Below are 15,549 nucleotides of genomic sequence, written 5' to 3'. Positions count from 1 at the left end.
AAAAGAGTAGGAACAGAAATACTAATATGAGAAATTATGAGGTGGATTTTAATGCTATTTTCCAGTGTGATTTTTCTATTTTATTTCTTTCCTATCGTTTTAATATTGTATTATCTGCTAAGTTTTAGTCGACTAGCTCAAAATATGTTATTATTTTTTGCTAGTCTATTTTTTTATGCATGGGGAGAGCTTCGATATATCCTTTTATTATTAGCTTCCATTCTTGCAAATACCTTATTTGGATATCTCGTCGAGATATTTAGAAAGAAAGAGGAAGAGGACAAGAATAGTGATTATAAGAAATGGAAACAGATTACTCTTGTCTTTATGTGTTTATTTAATCTTAGTTTCTTATTTTATTATAAGTACTTTACTTTTGTTTTAAAGAATATCTCGCAGTTTTGGGATACTGATCTAGTCATTCCTCAGATTATATTACCACTTGGTATATCATTCTTTACTTTTCAAGCAATCTCCTATGTGGTAGATGTAGCAAGGGGCGATGCGCCAGCTCAAAAGAATCCTTTTTATGTTGGATTATATATTGCATTCTTTCCACAGCTAATTGCAGGTCCCATTGTACGTTATAATTCAATTGCAGAACAAATCAAAAGTAGAAGAAGTACATGGGACAAATTAAGTGTAGGATGCTGTCGTTTTGTAATAGGCCTTGCGAAAAAGACTCTAATTGCGAATCAGATGGCTATTGTAGCAGATCATATCTATCGATTAAATAATGCGACCGAGGTATCAGTAGCCTTAGCATGGATTGGCTCCATTGCATATACATTACAGATTTACTTCGATTTTTCTGCATATTCTGATATGGCAATTGGTTTAGGACTTATGTTCGGATTTAAATTCGAAGAAAATTTTAATTATCCCTATATCTCAAAGTCAGTTACTGAGTTTTGGAGAAGATGGCATATTTCACTTACTACTTGGTTTAAAGATTATGTTTACTTTCCACTGGGTGGCTCCAGAGTGGAAAATAAAGATATTATGATTCGTAATATGCTTGTTGTATGGGTTTTAACAGGGGTATGGCATGGTGCGGAATGGACATTTTGGATGTGGGGCTTATTGAATTTCGCAGTCATATTCTTAGAACGTCTATTTGAAGTAGATAAAAAGAGTCATAATATTTTTCTTCGAAGAGTCTTTACGTTATTTTTAGTTAATTTAGGATGGGTATTATTTCGATCCGAGAACTTGTTATTAGCAGGGAACTATATTAGCAATATGTTTGGATTAAATCAAAACCAGTTATATTCTGCAGAAGCTGGTGTATTTCTAAGAGAATACTGGATTTATTTTATCGTTGCAATTCTTTTTTCTACCCCAATTGCGAGAAATATGAATCAACACTTGTTCTACCATCCATCCAAGGTTATAACGAAACTAGTTAGTATGTGTTATCCTTTCGTCTTGCTAATTATTTTCTTTGTATGTGTATCGTTTTTAGTAAAAGGAAGCTATAATCCATTCATTTACTTTAATTTTTAAAATTATAAGGAAACGTGTTCTATATAGATATCATGTGATAGATAGCAAGGAAGCTGTTGTTTAAGCCTCATTTAGTTCCTTGATATATAAGTTAAAGTATTAGCAAGTCAATGTGAAGAGGAAATAATGAAATGCGTTTAAAAGGCGCAGGAAATGAGGTTAGAATGAAAACGTATTTTATGAAAAAACGAATTGCTTGCGTTTTATTTTTGGTAATTCTAATTCTCTTTTCTATCCTCAACTTTTCTTTAAATTATGACAATATTAAAAGCCAGGTGGAAAAGACGAACATCACAAACACATTGTCGAAGGAATATAGAGGAGTAATAGAGACTGCTTTAGATGAAAATATCTTATCTAAATATTCGTTCATTGAAGCTTATGGTAGTATACAACTTTTGCTGGGTAAATATGAGGTAGATAACTTTAGTATCGTGAAGGATCATGAAGGAGTATTATATAATACTTACTTTGGAACAGGTGTTTCTTATGAAATAAATAGTATTGTAGATACGATTGACAAAATTCGCAATATTGCAAGTAACTCTGGAGCAGAATTTTTGGTTGTGTCCCCACCTGATAAATTTCTTAATGGAGTTTCCCATTATAGAAAGGGATATCCATATAATTATACGAATGAGAATATTGATTATTTTGAGGAACTATTAAGGAAAAAAGGAATCTTTTTTGTGGAATTACGTTCCGTATTCGAGAAAAGTAATTCAAAATTAGAGGATATATTTTATATGACAGACCATCATTGGACAACACAGGCTTCTTTTGTTGTTTTTCAACAATTGGTCTGGCAGATGGAAAAGCACTATAATATTTCACTTGATAAGAATCGATTTTTTACAGATCGAACGAATTATAGTCATTTATTGTATCAAAATATTTTTTTAGGGTCTCAGGGGAGAAAAACAGGGGTAACTTACAGTGGATTAGATGATTTTATCTTAATTTATCCTAATTTTTCAACTCTCTTTACCTTTACGATCCCATCTTATGATTATTATGCTACAGGTCTGATGGAAGATGTGATTATTGATACCTCACAGATAAAAAAAGAAATGACTATATATGAGAAAGACTACTATGGTATATATCAAAAAGGAGTTGCATATCCATATGGGAAAATCAGTAATGTACTAAATGTGGATGGACCAAAAGTGTTAGCAATCCGAGATTCCTTTTCTTGTGTGCCTTTAACTTTTTTTGCATCGGTATGTAAGGAAATGGACTTGATTTATCCTTATGAATTTGATGGAAATATTACCGAGTTAATAGAGCAGGGCGAGTATGATTACGTTATGGTTTTTGCTTACCCAGGTAACATGACAAATGCATTTTACAACTTTCGATTTCACTAAGCGTTTACTTTACAAGTAAGCGCTTTTTGTGTAAACTTATTAATTAATAAAACTAAAGATAAAGTGCGTGAATCAATCTACGCAGTCATGGAGGTTGATATGAAAGTATTAATTCTTTCTTGTAATACCGGAGAAGGGCATAATGCAGCGGGGCGTGCTTTAGAAGAGTATCTAAAGGATTCTGGTGTAGAAGTAGAAATGATGGATTTTATGAAGCTATCCAGTGAAAGAACCTCTCGTATTGTAGGAGGAGCTTATATCTCTATAGCAAAATTAACACCACACTTCTTTGGATTTATCTATCAGCTAGGAATGAAGATAAGTAGTAATCGTCATAAATCTCCTGTCTATTATGCAAATGCATTGATGGCAAGACATTTAAATGAGTACTTAAAGAAACATCCTGTTGATATTTTAGTAATGCCTCATCTATACCCTGCAGAAACGATCACTTATATGAAAAATAAGAAGATGCTTCAGTGTAAAACTTTAGCCATTGCAACAGATTATGCTTGCATCCCTTTCTGGGAGGAAACTAATTGTGATGCTTATGTGATTCCTCATGAGGATTTACTAGAAGAGTTTTCTTTGCGTGGAATCAAAAAAGAAAAGCTATATCCATTCGGGATACCGGTAAAAAAAGCTTTTTGTAGCATCAAGAATGAAAAGAAATTCTCTGTCGCTAATATCACACAGATTAATAACTCTAAAACTGCAAAAGAACGACTAAAACTCCCAAGCAACCGATCCTTATTTTTAGTAATGGGTGGAAGCATGGGATTTGGTAAGATTCAGTTATTTACGTATGAATTAAATAGAAGTTGTAAGCATGGAGAACAGATTGTTGTTATCTGTGGCAATAATTATAAATTGTTTCGAATATTGAAACGTTGCTTCCGTGATAATAAGAATATACACATTATTGGTTTTACGAATAAGGTAGCTTTGTATATGGAAGCAGCAGATGTTGTTTATACAAAACCAGGAGGATTAACTTCCACGGAGGTTATTGTTAAGAATAAGCCTCTTGTGCATACTGCCCCGATACCAGGCTGTGAAACGAGTAATATGGAGTTTTTCGCTAGTAAGGGGATGGCTCTATCTGCTCATTCCTTAAAATCTCAAATTAGTCTAGGTCAGTTATTAATAAAACAGGAGTCAAGAAGGATAGGAATGTTAAAGGCACAACAAAAACATTCCAAACCAAATGCTTGCGAGGATATTTATAATCTCATGAAAAAATTATGTGGAGAGGATGCAAATGAAATTTCTCATATGTAGTTTGTTTGGATACCTTAGTGGTAGTATATTATTTGCTTACTGGATTCCAAAGGTTCTAAAACGTATTGATGTTCGAGAACTAGGAGAGGATGGTAATCCTGGTACTGCGAATGCTTTTTTATATGGCGGAGTTTTATGTGGGGGCCTAGTCTTACTTTGTGAACTATTGAAAGGAATGCTACCTGTTTATCTCAGTTCTAAAGTTCTGGATATTACAAACAATGGATTTTCCTTTGTCATGGCAGCACCTGTAATAGGTCATGCCTATTCCTTATTCCATAAGGGAAAAGGAGGTAAGGCAATCGCTGTTTCCTTTGGCGTTCTTCTAGGGATTATTCCAGAAGTAAGACCATTGTTTTTGTTGATTTTCTTTTATTTGTTATTCTCTGTAATTATTGTTATACGTCCACATTTGCATCGGTCAGTAGTAACCTTTTTATGCTTTTTCTTTTATTGTTATCGATTATTAGAAGTCAAGTCAATCATTACTGGATGTTTTTTCATAGCGTTCCTTGTCATCTTAAAACATTTAAAGGCCTATCATGGGGAAGCGCTTGAAGTATTTATTCTTCATAGGAAAATCTTTGGGCGGTTGCAAAAGGATGAGGTTTCTAATCAGTTATAAATAGGTTTCATAATTATGTGTGGTAGTAATAATCTTACAGCTTAGTATGGTAAATAAAACAAAATATGATATAATATGAGGGACAATAAAGAATTAGTATCCGAAGAAACTTTCTTTATTTGTTCCTTTTTTATAATACCGTTCAAACGATAGTAGATCTGAACAGGAAAAACAAGCATTTTTCAAGATTTAAGGGAGGTAAGATCAATGGAAATCTATGATATTACACAGGAATTGTTCTCTTGTCGTGTATTTCCGGGCGATGTGGCCCCTAGTTTTGAAAGAACAATGGAAACAAAACGAGGAGATGTTTGTAATTTAACAGTATTTCGCATGTGTGCACATAATGGAACACATATTGACGCTCCTTATCACTTTATCGATGGTGGGAAAACTGTGGATCAAATTGATTTATCACGTATGATAGGGGAGTGTACCGTAGTGCAGCATAAAGGTGTACTTACTAGTGAGGATGTACAACGAATTATGTTAAGAGGGAAGGATAGAATACTATTAAAAGGAAATGTAGTAGTATCTTATGAAGCAGCTAGGGAATTCAATCATTTTGGAGTACTGTTAGTTGGAAATGAATCACAGACAGTAGGTCCAGAGGATGCTCCAATGCAGGTTCATCTTGAACTTTTATCAAATGAGGTCGTATTATTGGAAGGAATAAATTTATCGAATGTTCCGGAGGGAGATTACTTTCTTTTTGCTGCGCCACTAAACTTAGGTGGAGCAGATGGTGCACCTTGCCGTGCAGTTTTAATACGTTCGTAGAAAGGATACGAGAATATGTACGAGATGAAACCAGAGTATATGACGGGTATTGCCTTAATTGATGAGGAACATAAAAAACTTTTTGAATTGGCTGATCAACTGTATGAAATATTGAATAATGAATTTATTCCGGATAAATATGATTACATAGTTGAAGTTATTGATGGATTAAAAGAATATGCTAAGAAACACTTTAAAGATGAAGAGGATTACATGGTGAGTATTAATTACAAGCGGTTATTCTCTCAAAAAATTGAGCATCAGGAATTTTTAGGAAAAATGGAAGGGTTTGATTTAGAAGCAATCGATGAGGATCAAAAGCAATCCTGTTTAGAGCTACTTAATTATGTTAGTGATTGGCTTGTAAATCATATACTTGGTAGTGATATCTTAATTGGAAAGTAGGAAGAAGCGTATGAACAAGCAGATAAAACTTGATAAAGATATGCTTTATTCAAGAGAACGAGGCTATGGCTTTATTACGGAAACCATACGAGATTTAGATAAAACGCTTAAGATACCAGAGTTAAATAGCGGGTTTGATATCTTATACTGGTATATGGACCACGAAATCTCCAGAATAATGGAGGATGAAGATGGTTGTTATGTGGAAGGAGTATTATCCCATGGCTCCACTACTTCAGTATCAGTTCCTTTATTTTTTAAGCTAGATGTAGAAAGCGAAGGAAATTATCTGATTACATTAAAATTAAAGGCAGGAAAAGAAGGAGTGAAGTCGCTCACTTTGTTTGGTGGGAGGAGGCACTTATGTTTTCATGATAGAAATCTTGAAAGTAAAGAAGAGCTTACCTATTCCTTCCTTGTTAATGTGAGTGATATTATTCCAAGAGACTATACGAAGCCTTGGATGGATCGAAGTGTGGATTTTACTTTGATTGGCGATGGAATACGTATTTCTCAGGTACAAATTCAAAGCGTAGAATCTAAAACTATTTTTCTTGCAGGAGATTCTACCGTTACCGATCAACCAAGTGGATATCCATATGAACCTTATGCTTGCTATTGTGGATGGGGACAGTCTTTGTCTGCCTATTTGTCCACAGAGGTAGCTGTATCAAATCATGCTCATTCTGGTTTAACAACAGAGAGTTTTAAAAGCGAAGGGCATTACGATATCTTAACTCGTCTAGCAAAGCCTGGTGATATTGTACTGTTTCAATTTGGTCACAATGATCAGAAACTAGAGCATCTAAAAGCAGAGGAAGGTTATCGCAATAATCTGATTTGCTACATGAAAGAGTGCAAAAAAGCTGGGTTATTCCCTGTCCTTGTAACTCCATTATCACGTAATACTTGGAGGGAGGATGGGACTGATTATGTAGATTTACTTGTGGACTATGATAAAGCGTGTAAAAGAATTGGGGACGAGTATCATATTCCTGTCATCGATTTACATAAGCGAAGCAAGGACTTCATCTTAGAACATGGACTTGAGAAGTCAAAACGCTATTTCTATCCAGGGGATTATACACACAGCAATGATTTTGGTGGATATTTATTTGCTTCTTTTGTAGCAGATGAAATGAAAAAGATTCCTGAACTTTCGAAATATCTTACAGATAAGCCGAAAGCCTTAATACCAGAAGATACTCTTGTTCTACCACAAAAGCCTATGAATGCAGTTTACGATACTCCACCTGAGCATGCAGCAGGATATCAGATTCCTTTTTCCGGAGTATATGCGAAATCTCCTGCGGATGTAACGAAGGAGTTGGAGTTTTTATGTGGGTTTTCTAAAATGTAGTAATAATCATAGATTGACTTATAATTAATAGAGAACATGTTATTATATGATAAAAGTGAGGCAATTAACTGCCTCACTTTTTGCTTTGTTAGTACTCTTTATTCTGAGTTTTTGAAGATATGTTTTTCGTAGTATTGGATGTTGTTATACTTTGTGCGTCTTTCTCAGTTTTCTCTGTTACCACACCTTTACTAGGGCTATATGGTACTTTATCTTTTTGAAAATTATGGTTTGGATTATTAGTCATCTCGTAACTCCTTTCTAGACTTGTTATTTTTAAAACCATATAAATTGGGGTCTTAATAAGTATTTTTCAAAAGGTGGTATCTTATACAATTTTAATAGAGCAATATATGAATTTTATAAGTGGGGTAAACCTCGAGATTTAGTTAACTAACAGGCAAAGGAGGCGATAGGAATAAAACCAATTTTAGATGCGTGTTGCGGTAGTCGAATGTTTTGGTTTGATAAGCGAAATGAAAATGTAGTTTTCATGGATAACCGGACATTGAAGATACACTATGCGACGGTAGGAAACTTGAAGTTAAGCCAGATATTATTGCAGACTTTCGGAATATGCCTTTTAAAGATAATACATTTCAATTAGTAGTATATGATCCTCCACACTTAATCAACGCAGGTGAAAGTTCATGGTTGGCCAAGAAGTACGGAAAGCTTAACTCCGATACATGGAGACAGGATTTAAAACAAGGGTTCAACGAATGTATGAGAGTATTAGAAGATAAAGGAAAGACATTTGATAAGTTTGTAAGCCAGCTTAAGAATCTAGGTTATGATGTAGAGTTTAATGAGCTAACAGCATGTGATTATGGTGCTCCAACAAAGAGAAAAAGGTTCTTTATGATTACTAGGTGTGATAGCAAACCAATTGTTTGGCCAGAGCCAACACATGGGGAACGAAATAGCAAGGCTGTACTAAATGGTTTATTAAAACCGTATGTTCCAGCTTATGAATGTATAGACTTTTCACTTCCTTGTCCTAGCATATTTGATACATCCGAAGAAATCAAAGAAAAATACGGATTAAGAGCAGTAAGACCGTTAGCAGACAAGACAATGAAAAGAATAGCAATGTATCAAATCATCACCTCCTTACTTGGATTATACCAAACATAGGAAGAAATCATCAATAGCTATTTGTATAAATAAGGCGAAACGCAATGTAAATTTTGTAAATTAAACTATTAAGTTGTAATACACAGGATAAAAAAAGATAATGGCGAACATTGGAAATTGAATATTGATAGTTGGAAGGATATGTAGTATTCTTTTACTAAAGACAGTAATATTAAGGAGAAGTCATGTTTGAGATAATAGAAAACAAAAAGTTATTGAGCGGTTTGCTATTGATTGCTGTTATTGGTGATTTTGTAGTTCCATATGTACTTGCATTATTTTATAGAGATTATAAGCATACCACAATGGTTATGAGTTCGTTAGGAAATCCAAAGAGTCCTGTGCGCGGAATCTATAATATTTGGCTGGTAATCTTGGGTGTGTTACTGATTATTTCATGTAATCTTATTAAACTAAGATATTATTCTGTATCAAAAGGTTATTCTGTTGCTACTATCATTTTGATATTAACTTTTGCGATAGGTGCAGGTATAATATCTGGTATTTTCAGCGTTAACGAGAGCAAGGAAGTTGTTACTATGGCTTCAAAAGTGCATGGAGCTTTTTCGGCTATGGGTTTTATGTTTTTATTGTTTGTATCGCTACTTTTGGCTATTTTATCTATAAAAAATGGTGATAAAATAATCGATATATTCTTTATTGTTTGTTTCGTTCTCGCATTAATATTCTTTGTTTTATTTGTTTTGGCAGATAAACCTGAATTCCAAGATACAATAATAGCATATGAAGGAATATGGCAAAGACTAACTCTGCTTTTTATGTATGTTCCATTAGGGTTCATCGCTATAACAGAATTATTTAGTACGAAACTTGCTAATAGTTGTCAATAGTTTTTTGAAAAATGTTTTACATAAAAAAGGGTAACTTTAATAAAGGTCATGAAAATTCATGATGAAAAAAGAGGAAATTTATTTATATACTTCCATTACTCTAGCGTAGTAAATATGTAAAAATTTATTTACACCTGCCATTTTGCAACTGTTTTATGCTTACCTTCTGATTCTTTTTTTAGAATAAATTGGTATACTGCATCATCTTCAGGTTTATGTACTTTTAGGGAGTGCATGATTTCTTAAGTATGAAGAGCCACGCTTAGAGATATGTCGGTTTGTTCCTTCAAACTGTCCTGATTGATAGGGAGGAGCATCGTTACCAGCATAAGCATTAAGCGCTTTGGCACTAGTAAAACGACGGATATCCCCTATTTCAGCGATTAAGAGAGGAGCTAAACGATCACCAACCCCATGCATAGCTCTAACTACAGGATACTCTGGTAGTGTATATGCAATAGACTGCATTTGACGCATTAATAAGTCGGAAGAAGTACTAGCTTGTTTTAGCATTAAAAGGCATTGAGAAAGAGCGAGGGATGGGTGGTATCCTGATTGCGAGTAGTAATGGAATTAGCAGCTGTTTCGTATTGGGTAACTTAATATTTAGTTATTTTGTACATTTAAAATTGAATATTGATAGTTGATAGTAGCATAGGTATAAATTGGTAGACATAATTTTTTCGTGGTGATATCATATGATTATTGGTTTGCTGTTAACTACTTGCATCCAACAACATTTTCGATATTCCTGACAGTTTGAAAGTAGTTTCTGAATCATCAGATGCTGAAATTGATTCGAATGATGAAACAGACAATAAGTTGGAAGCCATCGAGCAATCACTTAAAGCTCCATTTTCCGAGGTAATAAAATATAAAAACTATATTTCTGGAAATGCATGATTTGCTACGCACCAAGGAGTAAAAGGTCTGCAATTTCCAAGGGTTGCTGTTGTTATTGATGACAGGGAGGCAGAAACATTTAGAATATATCAAAAAAGGAGGAAACATTTTGATTCTAAAAAGTGACAAACAATTTAATATGTTTCCCTCCCATGTGGGATTGAGAAAATATATTCTATATTACAACATCGTATTTCCGTCTAAGGATATGTTTACAGAGAATTATATGCTTATGCCTAACGCTTGCGGAACATTGTCGCTTGCTTTCGATGGAAATACAATCATTGCCGAACTATGGGGCGCATCCCTCACGCCTATTTTGTTAGGTGCAGAGCCAAATAGTTATCACATGCTGCTGCTTATCCAGCTTTCGCCCTATGGATTGTATCAAATCACACACCAAAGCCAGACGGAGTTTGCAGACAAACGCCTTTCGCTTGCAGACATTGACAACGAGTTGTTCCATTCGTTACATTATGTTTTTGCATCATCAAAAACTGTAACCGACTTAGTAAATGCTTGCGAGAAAATTTTATACAAACGTATGGAAAAACCTGTTGTATCGGATGCTTTGTTGTTGGCAACCAAAGCGATTTCTGATAATCATGGACAATTACAAGTGAAAGAGATTGCCAGACAATCCTGTTATAGTGAACGGCAGTTAAACCGATTGTTCCGCACACAAATTGGAATGAATGTTAAGGACTTTGCACGCTTAACCCGCTTTAATTATGTATTAAAGCACATTCAAAAATCGCCCTGCTTTTTTGCGGCATTGTCACAACAAGCCGGATATTTTGACCAAGCCCATTTTGATAAAGATTTCAAGGCTATCAGTGGTGTTTCACCCCAAGATTATCTGAAAACAATGTCGGATTTTTACTATGACGGCACAGAGATATACGATACAATATCCTCAAAGGAGGATTGAAAAATGAAATATCAAGGTTGTCTTTTGGCGGTTAAGGATATAGCCGCATCCAAATACTTTTATGAAAAGGTACTTCATCAAAATGCGGTCATGGACATTGGTGTACATGTGACTTTTGAGGGCTTTTCGCTGCAACAAGGATATGCTGATCTCGTTGGCTTGGCAGATGATAGTACGAAAGAGCAGTCACATAACTTTCAAGTCTATTTTGAAGTAGAAGATTTGGACAAGGTGTATGCCGAAATGAATAGCATATCCAGTTTGCAATGGGTACATGATATTAAAGAATACCCGTGGGGGCAGCGTGACATTCGGGTATATGACCCCGACAAGCACATTGTCGAAATTGCAGAGGATATGACCACAGTTATCAAACGCTTTTTTAATCAAGGCATGTCGGCAGAAGAAGTGGCTACACGCACAATGTTTCCTCTTGAAGTTGTAAAAGAGTATGCGTTGGGCTTTGGTATGTAATACATGGCGGCTTTGGTAAATCAAAGCAGCTATTTTACTCTAAACAAAGGAGGAACGCTATGAACTGGGAGCCGTGGACAGGCTGTTATAAAATAAGCGATGGTTGCACTAATTGCTATTTTTATGGGCCACATGCGAAACGCTATGGTCAAAGCACGATACAAAAAACAGATAAGTTCGATTGGCCCATAAGAAAAAACGCAAAGGGCGAGTACAATATCAAAGGCAATAAAATTCTTGCAACCTGTTTTGCGACTGACTTTTTCCTGCCAGAAGCAGACGAGTGGCGTAAAGACATTTGGGCTATCATCAAGGAAAGAACAGATATTGATTTCTTGATTTTAACAAAGCGGATTGACCGTTTTCTCGTATCACTCCCATCCGATTGGGGTGCAGGCTATGACAATGTGAATATTGGCTGCACTGTCGAGAATCAAGAAATTGCTAATTACAGACTTCCACTCTTTTTATCTTATCCGATAAAGCGGCGGTTTATTGCTTGTGCACCACTTTTAGAAACGATAGATTTGACACCGTATCTTCATGGAGTAGACCATGTTACTGTTGGTGGTGAAACAGGGCGAGAAGCCCGTGTATGTGACTATGATTGGGTGCTTAATATTCGTGAACAATGTGTAAAAGCAGATGTAACATTTTGGTTTAAAAATACAGGCTCACTTTTTAAACATGATGGCATGGTGGAAAAAATAAATCCATTTAAACAAACCAGTGTAGCAAAAGCGCTTGGTATTGATATTTCAGATGGAAAAAGATTGTTCTGATAAAATAACCCATTTGGCTTTCCGTCACAACTGCAAATAAAAAAACCTTTGTACTATTCGCCTTTAACAAGTTTTAAATTACCTATTGGTAAATATACAGCGGAATTTTTATTTTATTATCCGAATGAAGATGATGAGATTGATAATGACACCATCGAAGTGGATTTTGAAATTGTGCCTAAATCTATAAGTTAATGATTTGTAACCTACTTTAGATGTTTATGGTGCATTCAAAGACGAAAAATCATAAAACGAAAGAGATAATATAATAGTTACATCAGTAAATTATTATTTCATGAAGTAAGAGTTCTTTGAAAAAAGAATATTGATAAGTAATAAGATAAATAGTATTACAAAGACAAGTCAGATTTGAAAAGGAGTGAAACAGAACGAGCAAATATAACCCTTTATGGGAATATGTGCAGAAGAACGGTGATCAGTCTTTCCAATTAACCTTTGATGAAATACAGAATATCGCAGGACTACCGATAGACCATTCTTTTTTGAAGTATAAAAAGGAATTAACAGATTACGGTTATCATGTTGGAAAAATATCTATGAAAGAACAGACAGTCATTTTCAATAAGATTGATTGACAAATTTCTGCTTATAGTGAGATAAATAACATTGAACACATATATTCAAACTACTAACTATTATTGAGTTGGTAGTTTTTTTAATTCGATAAACTAAAAGTTACCGAGGGAAATCAGAATTTAATAGTACATTGATAACTTAATATTGATAATTGGTAAAATAAGTAGTATTCTCTTTGTAATGGGAGGAGTATATAGTGAATGATACAAAAAATAAAAAACCAATAGTAGTAATCTTTTTAATTATAACATTCGTATTAAGCAGTATTTGTTATTACATAAGAATAAGAGGTGGCGATGCGGCTGCGGGGATGACATCTATACTTATGTGGTGTCCTGCTATAGCAGCATTTATTATTCATAGGATATTTTATTACAAGCAAAAGGTTTTGGGATGGAATAAATGTAAGATACGATATATTTTGATGGGTGTATTTTTACCAATAATCTATTTAGGAGTTTCATATGGATTATACTGGATTGTTAATCCATCATCCTTTACTGGTGAAATTTATACAAGCTCCATAGGAAATCTTCTATTACTAATTATGTCTTCAATATTTACCGCTACAGGTGAAGAAATTGGATGGAGAGGATTCTTATTGCCGAGATTAGCTGATATGTGGAATGTAAAGGCTGCTATTTTGGTAAGCGGACTTATATGGGCGGTATGGCATTTTCCACTTATGATAGCTGGTTTGTATCAATCAGGGACAACTATCTGGTACCAGCTTCCAATGTTTACCGTTGAAATTATTGCTATGACTGCCATAATGGCTTTTTTAAGATTAAAATCACAAAGTGTATGGCCGGCTATCTTACTTCATGCAAGTCATAATTACTTTGATCAGGTTATATGTGGACCATTAACTAGTGCAGATAAACAAGCATATTTTGTTGGAGAGACAGGATTCATAACAGCTGTCATGATAATTGTTATGGGTATTATAATAAAAAGAAAGATGATGTACCGGCAATCATTGCATAGATTATGAGCATAAACCAAAGTAATTAAATTAAATATGTATCTCTTGGCTACCAACTATCAATATTTAGTTTAGTTGGTAGTTTTTTATTGAGTTAAACTGATATTAAGCTGAATAAATCAGCAGAAAGAGAGAATTTATTTGAATAGTGTTAAATTACGTGAGTGTACAAAAGCAGGTCAAATTTTACTTTATGATGGAGAAACAGTAGGCTTGCAATATGTTCTGAAAAAGATTTTCAACGGTGAAAAATTGCCAACTATTAAATTGTGCAGCAATCAAGAACAGTTAGATGATGCTACAGGAAGCTTTAAAAGCAGTGTATCAAGATACACAGGCCGGAATTGAAAAAAGCTATCTGCTAGGAAAACTTGATACAGTACTTGTTGATATAGATATTGAGAAGAAAGATATTAGGCAAGTAGATAAAGATGCTTAAGAATTTGAAATAGTACAGTAAACTAGATGTACATGGGTAACTTAATATTTAGTTATTTTGTACATTGAAAATTTAATATTGATAGTTGATAGTATCATCATAGAGCAAAAGCAAAGACGTTCTATTAGGTATACTCTTTTCTCTTATCTAAAGTATGAAAAACGTTTTGTATCCATAAAATAATGGACTTTATTAAAAAAGAAAAACTGCGATACTGCTAAATAAAGGAGATATCGCAAGATTATATGAGGAGGTTAGAAAATGTATGAAAGATTGTCAAATAAAAATGAAAAGCCCACAATGGAAGAATTTTTAGCGTATATCGGAGAAGGGAAAGAATTGTTTGATAACGTCGATGCTTTTTTGTTAAACGATATAAATTCAGTAAAGATGATAAAATTTGATGCTCATAGTAGATGTTGGAAGATAAGTTATCATGTAAAAAGTAAATATATTTGTGATATTATTACGGAAAAAGATACTTTTACTATAGTAACACGATTATCCGATGAAAGCATTAGAAATGTCTATGATGGTTTATTACCATACGCTAAAGAATGTATTGATAACAGCCCTTATCGCCATAAAGGTTGGATAGAATACCGAGTTTTAAGCGCTATTCATTTAGATGATATCAAAACGATGTTGCAGATTAGAGCGAACTATAAGCAGTAAAGGTACATATTATGAATACAGCACAAAGTTTACTTAGTCCACAATATTTCTCTTGTTAAGTTTATGAGCTATGCAAAATAAGCCTATCACTTCGTAATCTTTCTCAATAGCGTATTAATTATGTTTAATAAGAAATAGGTATACGCCTATCAACTATCATTATATGGTTGGTAGGTTTTTTGCTGCACTAAACTAGAATTATAATGACCTCAAAAAGTGTGCTAAGATTTTTTCTTGCGGTGTTCGTCGCAAAGTAAGCCAATACACATGCCTAATACAAGACAAATAAAAATATTATGAAATAAAAGACCAAATGTTAAACCTAAGCTAGTACCAATAGCTAAACCGTTAGAACCATCAGATTCTCTCTTACATTTATTATTACGCATAGAATTCTCCTTTTGTTTGATATAGGAATATTTTACATTAAATGAGTAGTTTAGTAAAT

General features: G+C 34.0%; 18 protein-coding genes and 1 pseudogene. 16 read left to right on the top strand and 3 right to left on the bottom strand.

From position 1 onward, the window contains the following. Positions 1–51: 51 nt before the first annotated feature. The 7 genes from CC92_RS0114455 (at position 52) to CC92_RS21790 (ending at position 7,327) form a co-directional block, all read left to right on the top strand. Complete coding sequence (locus CC92_RS0114455; RefSeq protein WP_029505013.1) at positions 52–1,506, top strand: MBOAT family O-acyltransferase; 1,455 nt, start codon at positions 52–54, stop codon at positions 1,504–1,506. 164 nt (positions 1,507–1,670) lie between these two features. Continuing rightward, complete coding sequence (locus CC92_RS0114450; RefSeq protein WP_162175526.1) at positions 1,671–2,876, top strand: alginate O-acetyltransferase AlgX-related protein; 1,206 nt, start codon at positions 1,671–1,673, stop codon at positions 2,874–2,876. Positions 2,877–2,975: 99 nt separating this feature from the next. Beyond that, positions 2,976–4,157 (top strand): MGDG synthase family glycosyltransferase, encoded by a 1,182-nt coding sequence (locus tag CC92_RS0114445; protein ID WP_029505011.1) that lies wholly within the window; start codon positions 2,976–2,978, stop codon positions 4,155–4,157. Further along, positions 4,138–4,782, top strand: coding sequence for a glycerol-3-phosphate acyltransferase (locus CC92_RS0114440; RefSeq protein ID WP_029505010.1), 645 nt, complete (start codon positions 4,138–4,140; stop codon positions 4,780–4,782). Before CC92_RS0114445 ends, CC92_RS0114440 begins: the two co-directional genes overlap by 20 nt. Positions 4,783–4,989: 207 nt before the next feature. Next, entirely contained in the window at positions 4,990–5,562 is a 573-nt protein-coding gene (locus CC92_RS0114435; protein ID WP_029505009.1) for a cyclase family protein, read from the top strand. A gap of 15 nt (positions 5,563–5,577) precedes the next feature. Then, positions 5,578–5,967 (top strand): bacteriohemerythrin, encoded by a 390-nt coding sequence (locus tag CC92_RS0114430; RefSeq protein WP_029505008.1) that lies wholly within the window; start codon positions 5,578–5,580, stop codon positions 5,965–5,967. 10 nt (positions 5,968–5,977) lie between these two features. Beyond that, the gene (locus tag CC92_RS21790) at positions 5,978–7,327 is read left to right on the top strand and encodes a rhamnogalacturonan acetylesterase (RefSeq protein WP_051650914.1); all 1,350 of its coding nucleotides are present in this window, start codon (positions 5,978–5,980) and stop codon (positions 7,325–7,327) included. A gap of 88 nt (positions 7,328–7,415) precedes the next feature. On the opposite strand, the gene CC92_RS22605 is transcribed toward CC92_RS21790, so the two are convergent. Further along, on the bottom strand, positions 7,416–7,574 hold the full coding sequence (locus CC92_RS22605) for a hypothetical protein (protein WP_155998501.1): 159 nt from the start codon (positions 7,572–7,574) through the stop codon (positions 7,416–7,418). 329 nt (positions 7,575–7,903) lie between these two features. Here CC92_RS22605 and CC92_RS21785 point away from each other — a divergent pair, with 329 nt between their 5' ends. Beyond that, positions 7,904–8,464: a DNA cytosine methyltransferase gene (locus CC92_RS21785; RefSeq protein ID WP_051650913.1), complete on the top strand. Its 561-nt coding sequence runs from the start codon at positions 7,904–7,906 to the stop codon at positions 8,462–8,464. A gap of 185 nt (positions 8,465–8,649) precedes the next feature. Further along, positions 8,650–9,315, top strand: coding sequence for a DUF998 domain-containing protein (locus CC92_RS0114410; RefSeq protein ID WP_051650912.1), 666 nt, complete (start codon positions 8,650–8,652; stop codon positions 9,313–9,315). 78 nt (positions 9,316–9,393) lie between these two features. Here the strand turns inward: CC92_RS0114410 and CC92_RS23650 are convergent. Then, positions 9,394–9,783: pseudogene (locus CC92_RS23650) on the bottom strand (transposase); the annotation flags it as partial. Between the two features lie 544 nt (positions 9,784–10,327). On the opposite strand from CC92_RS23650, the gene CC92_RS0114400 reads away from it, so the two are divergent. The 7 genes from CC92_RS0114400 to CC92_RS0114370 all read left to right on the top strand — a co-directional run bounded on the left by CC92_RS0114400 (position 10,328) and on the right by CC92_RS0114370 (position 15,101). Next, complete coding sequence (locus CC92_RS0114400) at positions 10,328–11,149, top strand: helix-turn-helix domain-containing protein (protein WP_029505005.1); 822 nt, start codon at positions 10,328–10,330, stop codon at positions 11,147–11,149. A gap of 3 nt (positions 11,150–11,152) precedes the next feature. Beyond that, positions 11,153–11,623, top strand: a complete 471-nt coding sequence (locus CC92_RS0114395; protein ID WP_029505004.1) for a VOC family protein — start codon at positions 11,153–11,155, stop codon at positions 11,621–11,623. 59 nt (positions 11,624–11,682) lie between these two features. Then, on the top strand, positions 11,683–12,405 hold the full coding sequence (locus CC92_RS0114390) for a DUF5131 family protein (protein WP_029505003.1): 723 nt from the start codon (positions 11,683–11,685) through the stop codon (positions 12,403–12,405). A gap of 419 nt (positions 12,406–12,824) precedes the next feature. Continuing rightward, a complete protein-coding gene (locus CC92_RS22805) occupies positions 12,825–13,001 on the top strand; it encodes a hypothetical protein (protein ID WP_197035802.1) in 177 nt (58 codons plus the stop codon). A 197-nt stretch (positions 13,002–13,198) separates the two neighbouring features. Continuing rightward, entirely contained in the window at positions 13,199–13,996 is a 798-nt protein-coding gene (locus CC92_RS21060) for a CPBP family intramembrane glutamic endopeptidase (RefSeq protein WP_051650910.1), read from the top strand. Positions 13,997–14,279: 283 nt separating this feature from the next. After that, the gene (locus CC92_RS22600) at positions 14,280–14,426 is read left to right on the top strand and encodes a hypothetical protein (RefSeq protein ID WP_155998497.1); all 147 of its coding nucleotides are present in this window, start codon (positions 14,280–14,282) and stop codon (positions 14,424–14,426) included. A gap of 261 nt (positions 14,427–14,687) precedes the next feature. After that, positions 14,688–15,101: a DUF3788 family protein gene (locus tag CC92_RS0114370; RefSeq protein ID WP_029505001.1), complete on the top strand. Its 414-nt coding sequence runs from the start codon at positions 14,688–14,690 to the stop codon at positions 15,099–15,101. Between the two features lie 221 nt (positions 15,102–15,322). Here CC92_RS0114370 and CC92_RS22595 read toward each other — a convergent pair whose 3' ends face one another. Further along, positions 15,323–15,490, bottom strand: a complete 168-nt coding sequence (locus tag CC92_RS22595; protein WP_155998494.1) for a hypothetical protein — start codon at positions 15,488–15,490, stop codon at positions 15,323–15,325. Positions 15,491–15,549 lie beyond the last annotated feature (59 nt).

Origin of the sequence: Lachnoclostridium phytofermentans, from assembly GCF_000733755.1 — a bacterium.
Classification (GTDB): domain Bacteria; phylum Bacillota; class Clostridia; order Lachnospirales; family Lachnospiraceae; genus Lachnoclostridium; species Lachnoclostridium phytofermentans_A.
Note: the sequence above shows the minus strand (reverse complement) of the source record. Positions and strands in the feature narration are given on the sequence as shown.

Excerpts from the sequence above, each read along its gene's own strand:
- CC92_RS0114455 (WP_029505013.1), top strand. The coding sequence starts at position 52 with ATGCTATTTTCCAGTGTGATTTTTCTATTTTATTTCTTTCCTATCGTT.
- CC92_RS0114450 (WP_162175526.1), top strand. The coding sequence starts at position 1,671 with ATGAAAACGTATTTTATGAAAAAACGAATTGCTTGCGTTTTATTTTTG.
- CC92_RS0114445 (WP_029505011.1), top strand. The coding sequence starts at position 2,976 with ATGAAAGTATTAATTCTTTCTTGTAATACCGGAGAAGGGCATAATGCA.
- CC92_RS0114440 (WP_029505010.1), top strand. The coding sequence starts at position 4,138 with ATGAAATTTCTCATATGTAGTTTGTTTGGATACCTTAGTGGTAGTATA.
- CC92_RS0114435 (WP_029505009.1), top strand. The coding sequence starts at position 4,990 with ATGGAAATCTATGATATTACACAGGAATTGTTCTCTTGTCGTGTATTT.
- CC92_RS0114430 (WP_029505008.1), top strand. The coding sequence starts at position 5,578 with ATGTACGAGATGAAACCAGAGTATATGACGGGTATTGCCTTAATTGAT.
- CC92_RS21790 (WP_051650914.1), top strand. The coding sequence starts at position 5,978 with ATGAACAAGCAGATAAAACTTGATAAAGATATGCTTTATTCAAGAGAA.
- CC92_RS22605 (WP_155998501.1), bottom strand. The coding sequence starts at position 7,574 with ATGACTAATAATCCAAACCATAATTTTCAAAAAGATAAAGTACCATAT.
- CC92_RS21785 (WP_051650913.1), top strand. The coding sequence starts at position 7,904 with ATGCCTTTTAAAGATAATACATTTCAATTAGTAGTATATGATCCTCCA.
- CC92_RS0114410 (WP_051650912.1), top strand. The coding sequence starts at position 8,650 with ATGTTTGAGATAATAGAAAACAAAAAGTTATTGAGCGGTTTGCTATTG.
- CC92_RS0114395 (WP_029505004.1), top strand. The coding sequence starts at position 11,153 with ATGAAATATCAAGGTTGTCTTTTGGCGGTTAAGGATATAGCCGCATCC.
- CC92_RS0114390 (WP_029505003.1), top strand. The coding sequence starts at position 11,683 with ATGAACTGGGAGCCGTGGACAGGCTGTTATAAAATAAGCGATGGTTGC.
- CC92_RS22600 (WP_155998497.1), top strand. The coding sequence starts at position 14,280 with ATGATGCTACAGGAAGCTTTAAAAGCAGTGTATCAAGATACACAGGCC.
- CC92_RS0114370 (WP_029505001.1), top strand. The coding sequence starts at position 14,688 with ATGTATGAAAGATTGTCAAATAAAAATGAAAAGCCCACAATGGAAGAA.
- CC92_RS22595 (WP_155998494.1), bottom strand. The coding sequence starts at position 15,490 with ATGCGTAATAATAAATGTAAGAGAGAATCTGATGGTTCTAACGGTTTA.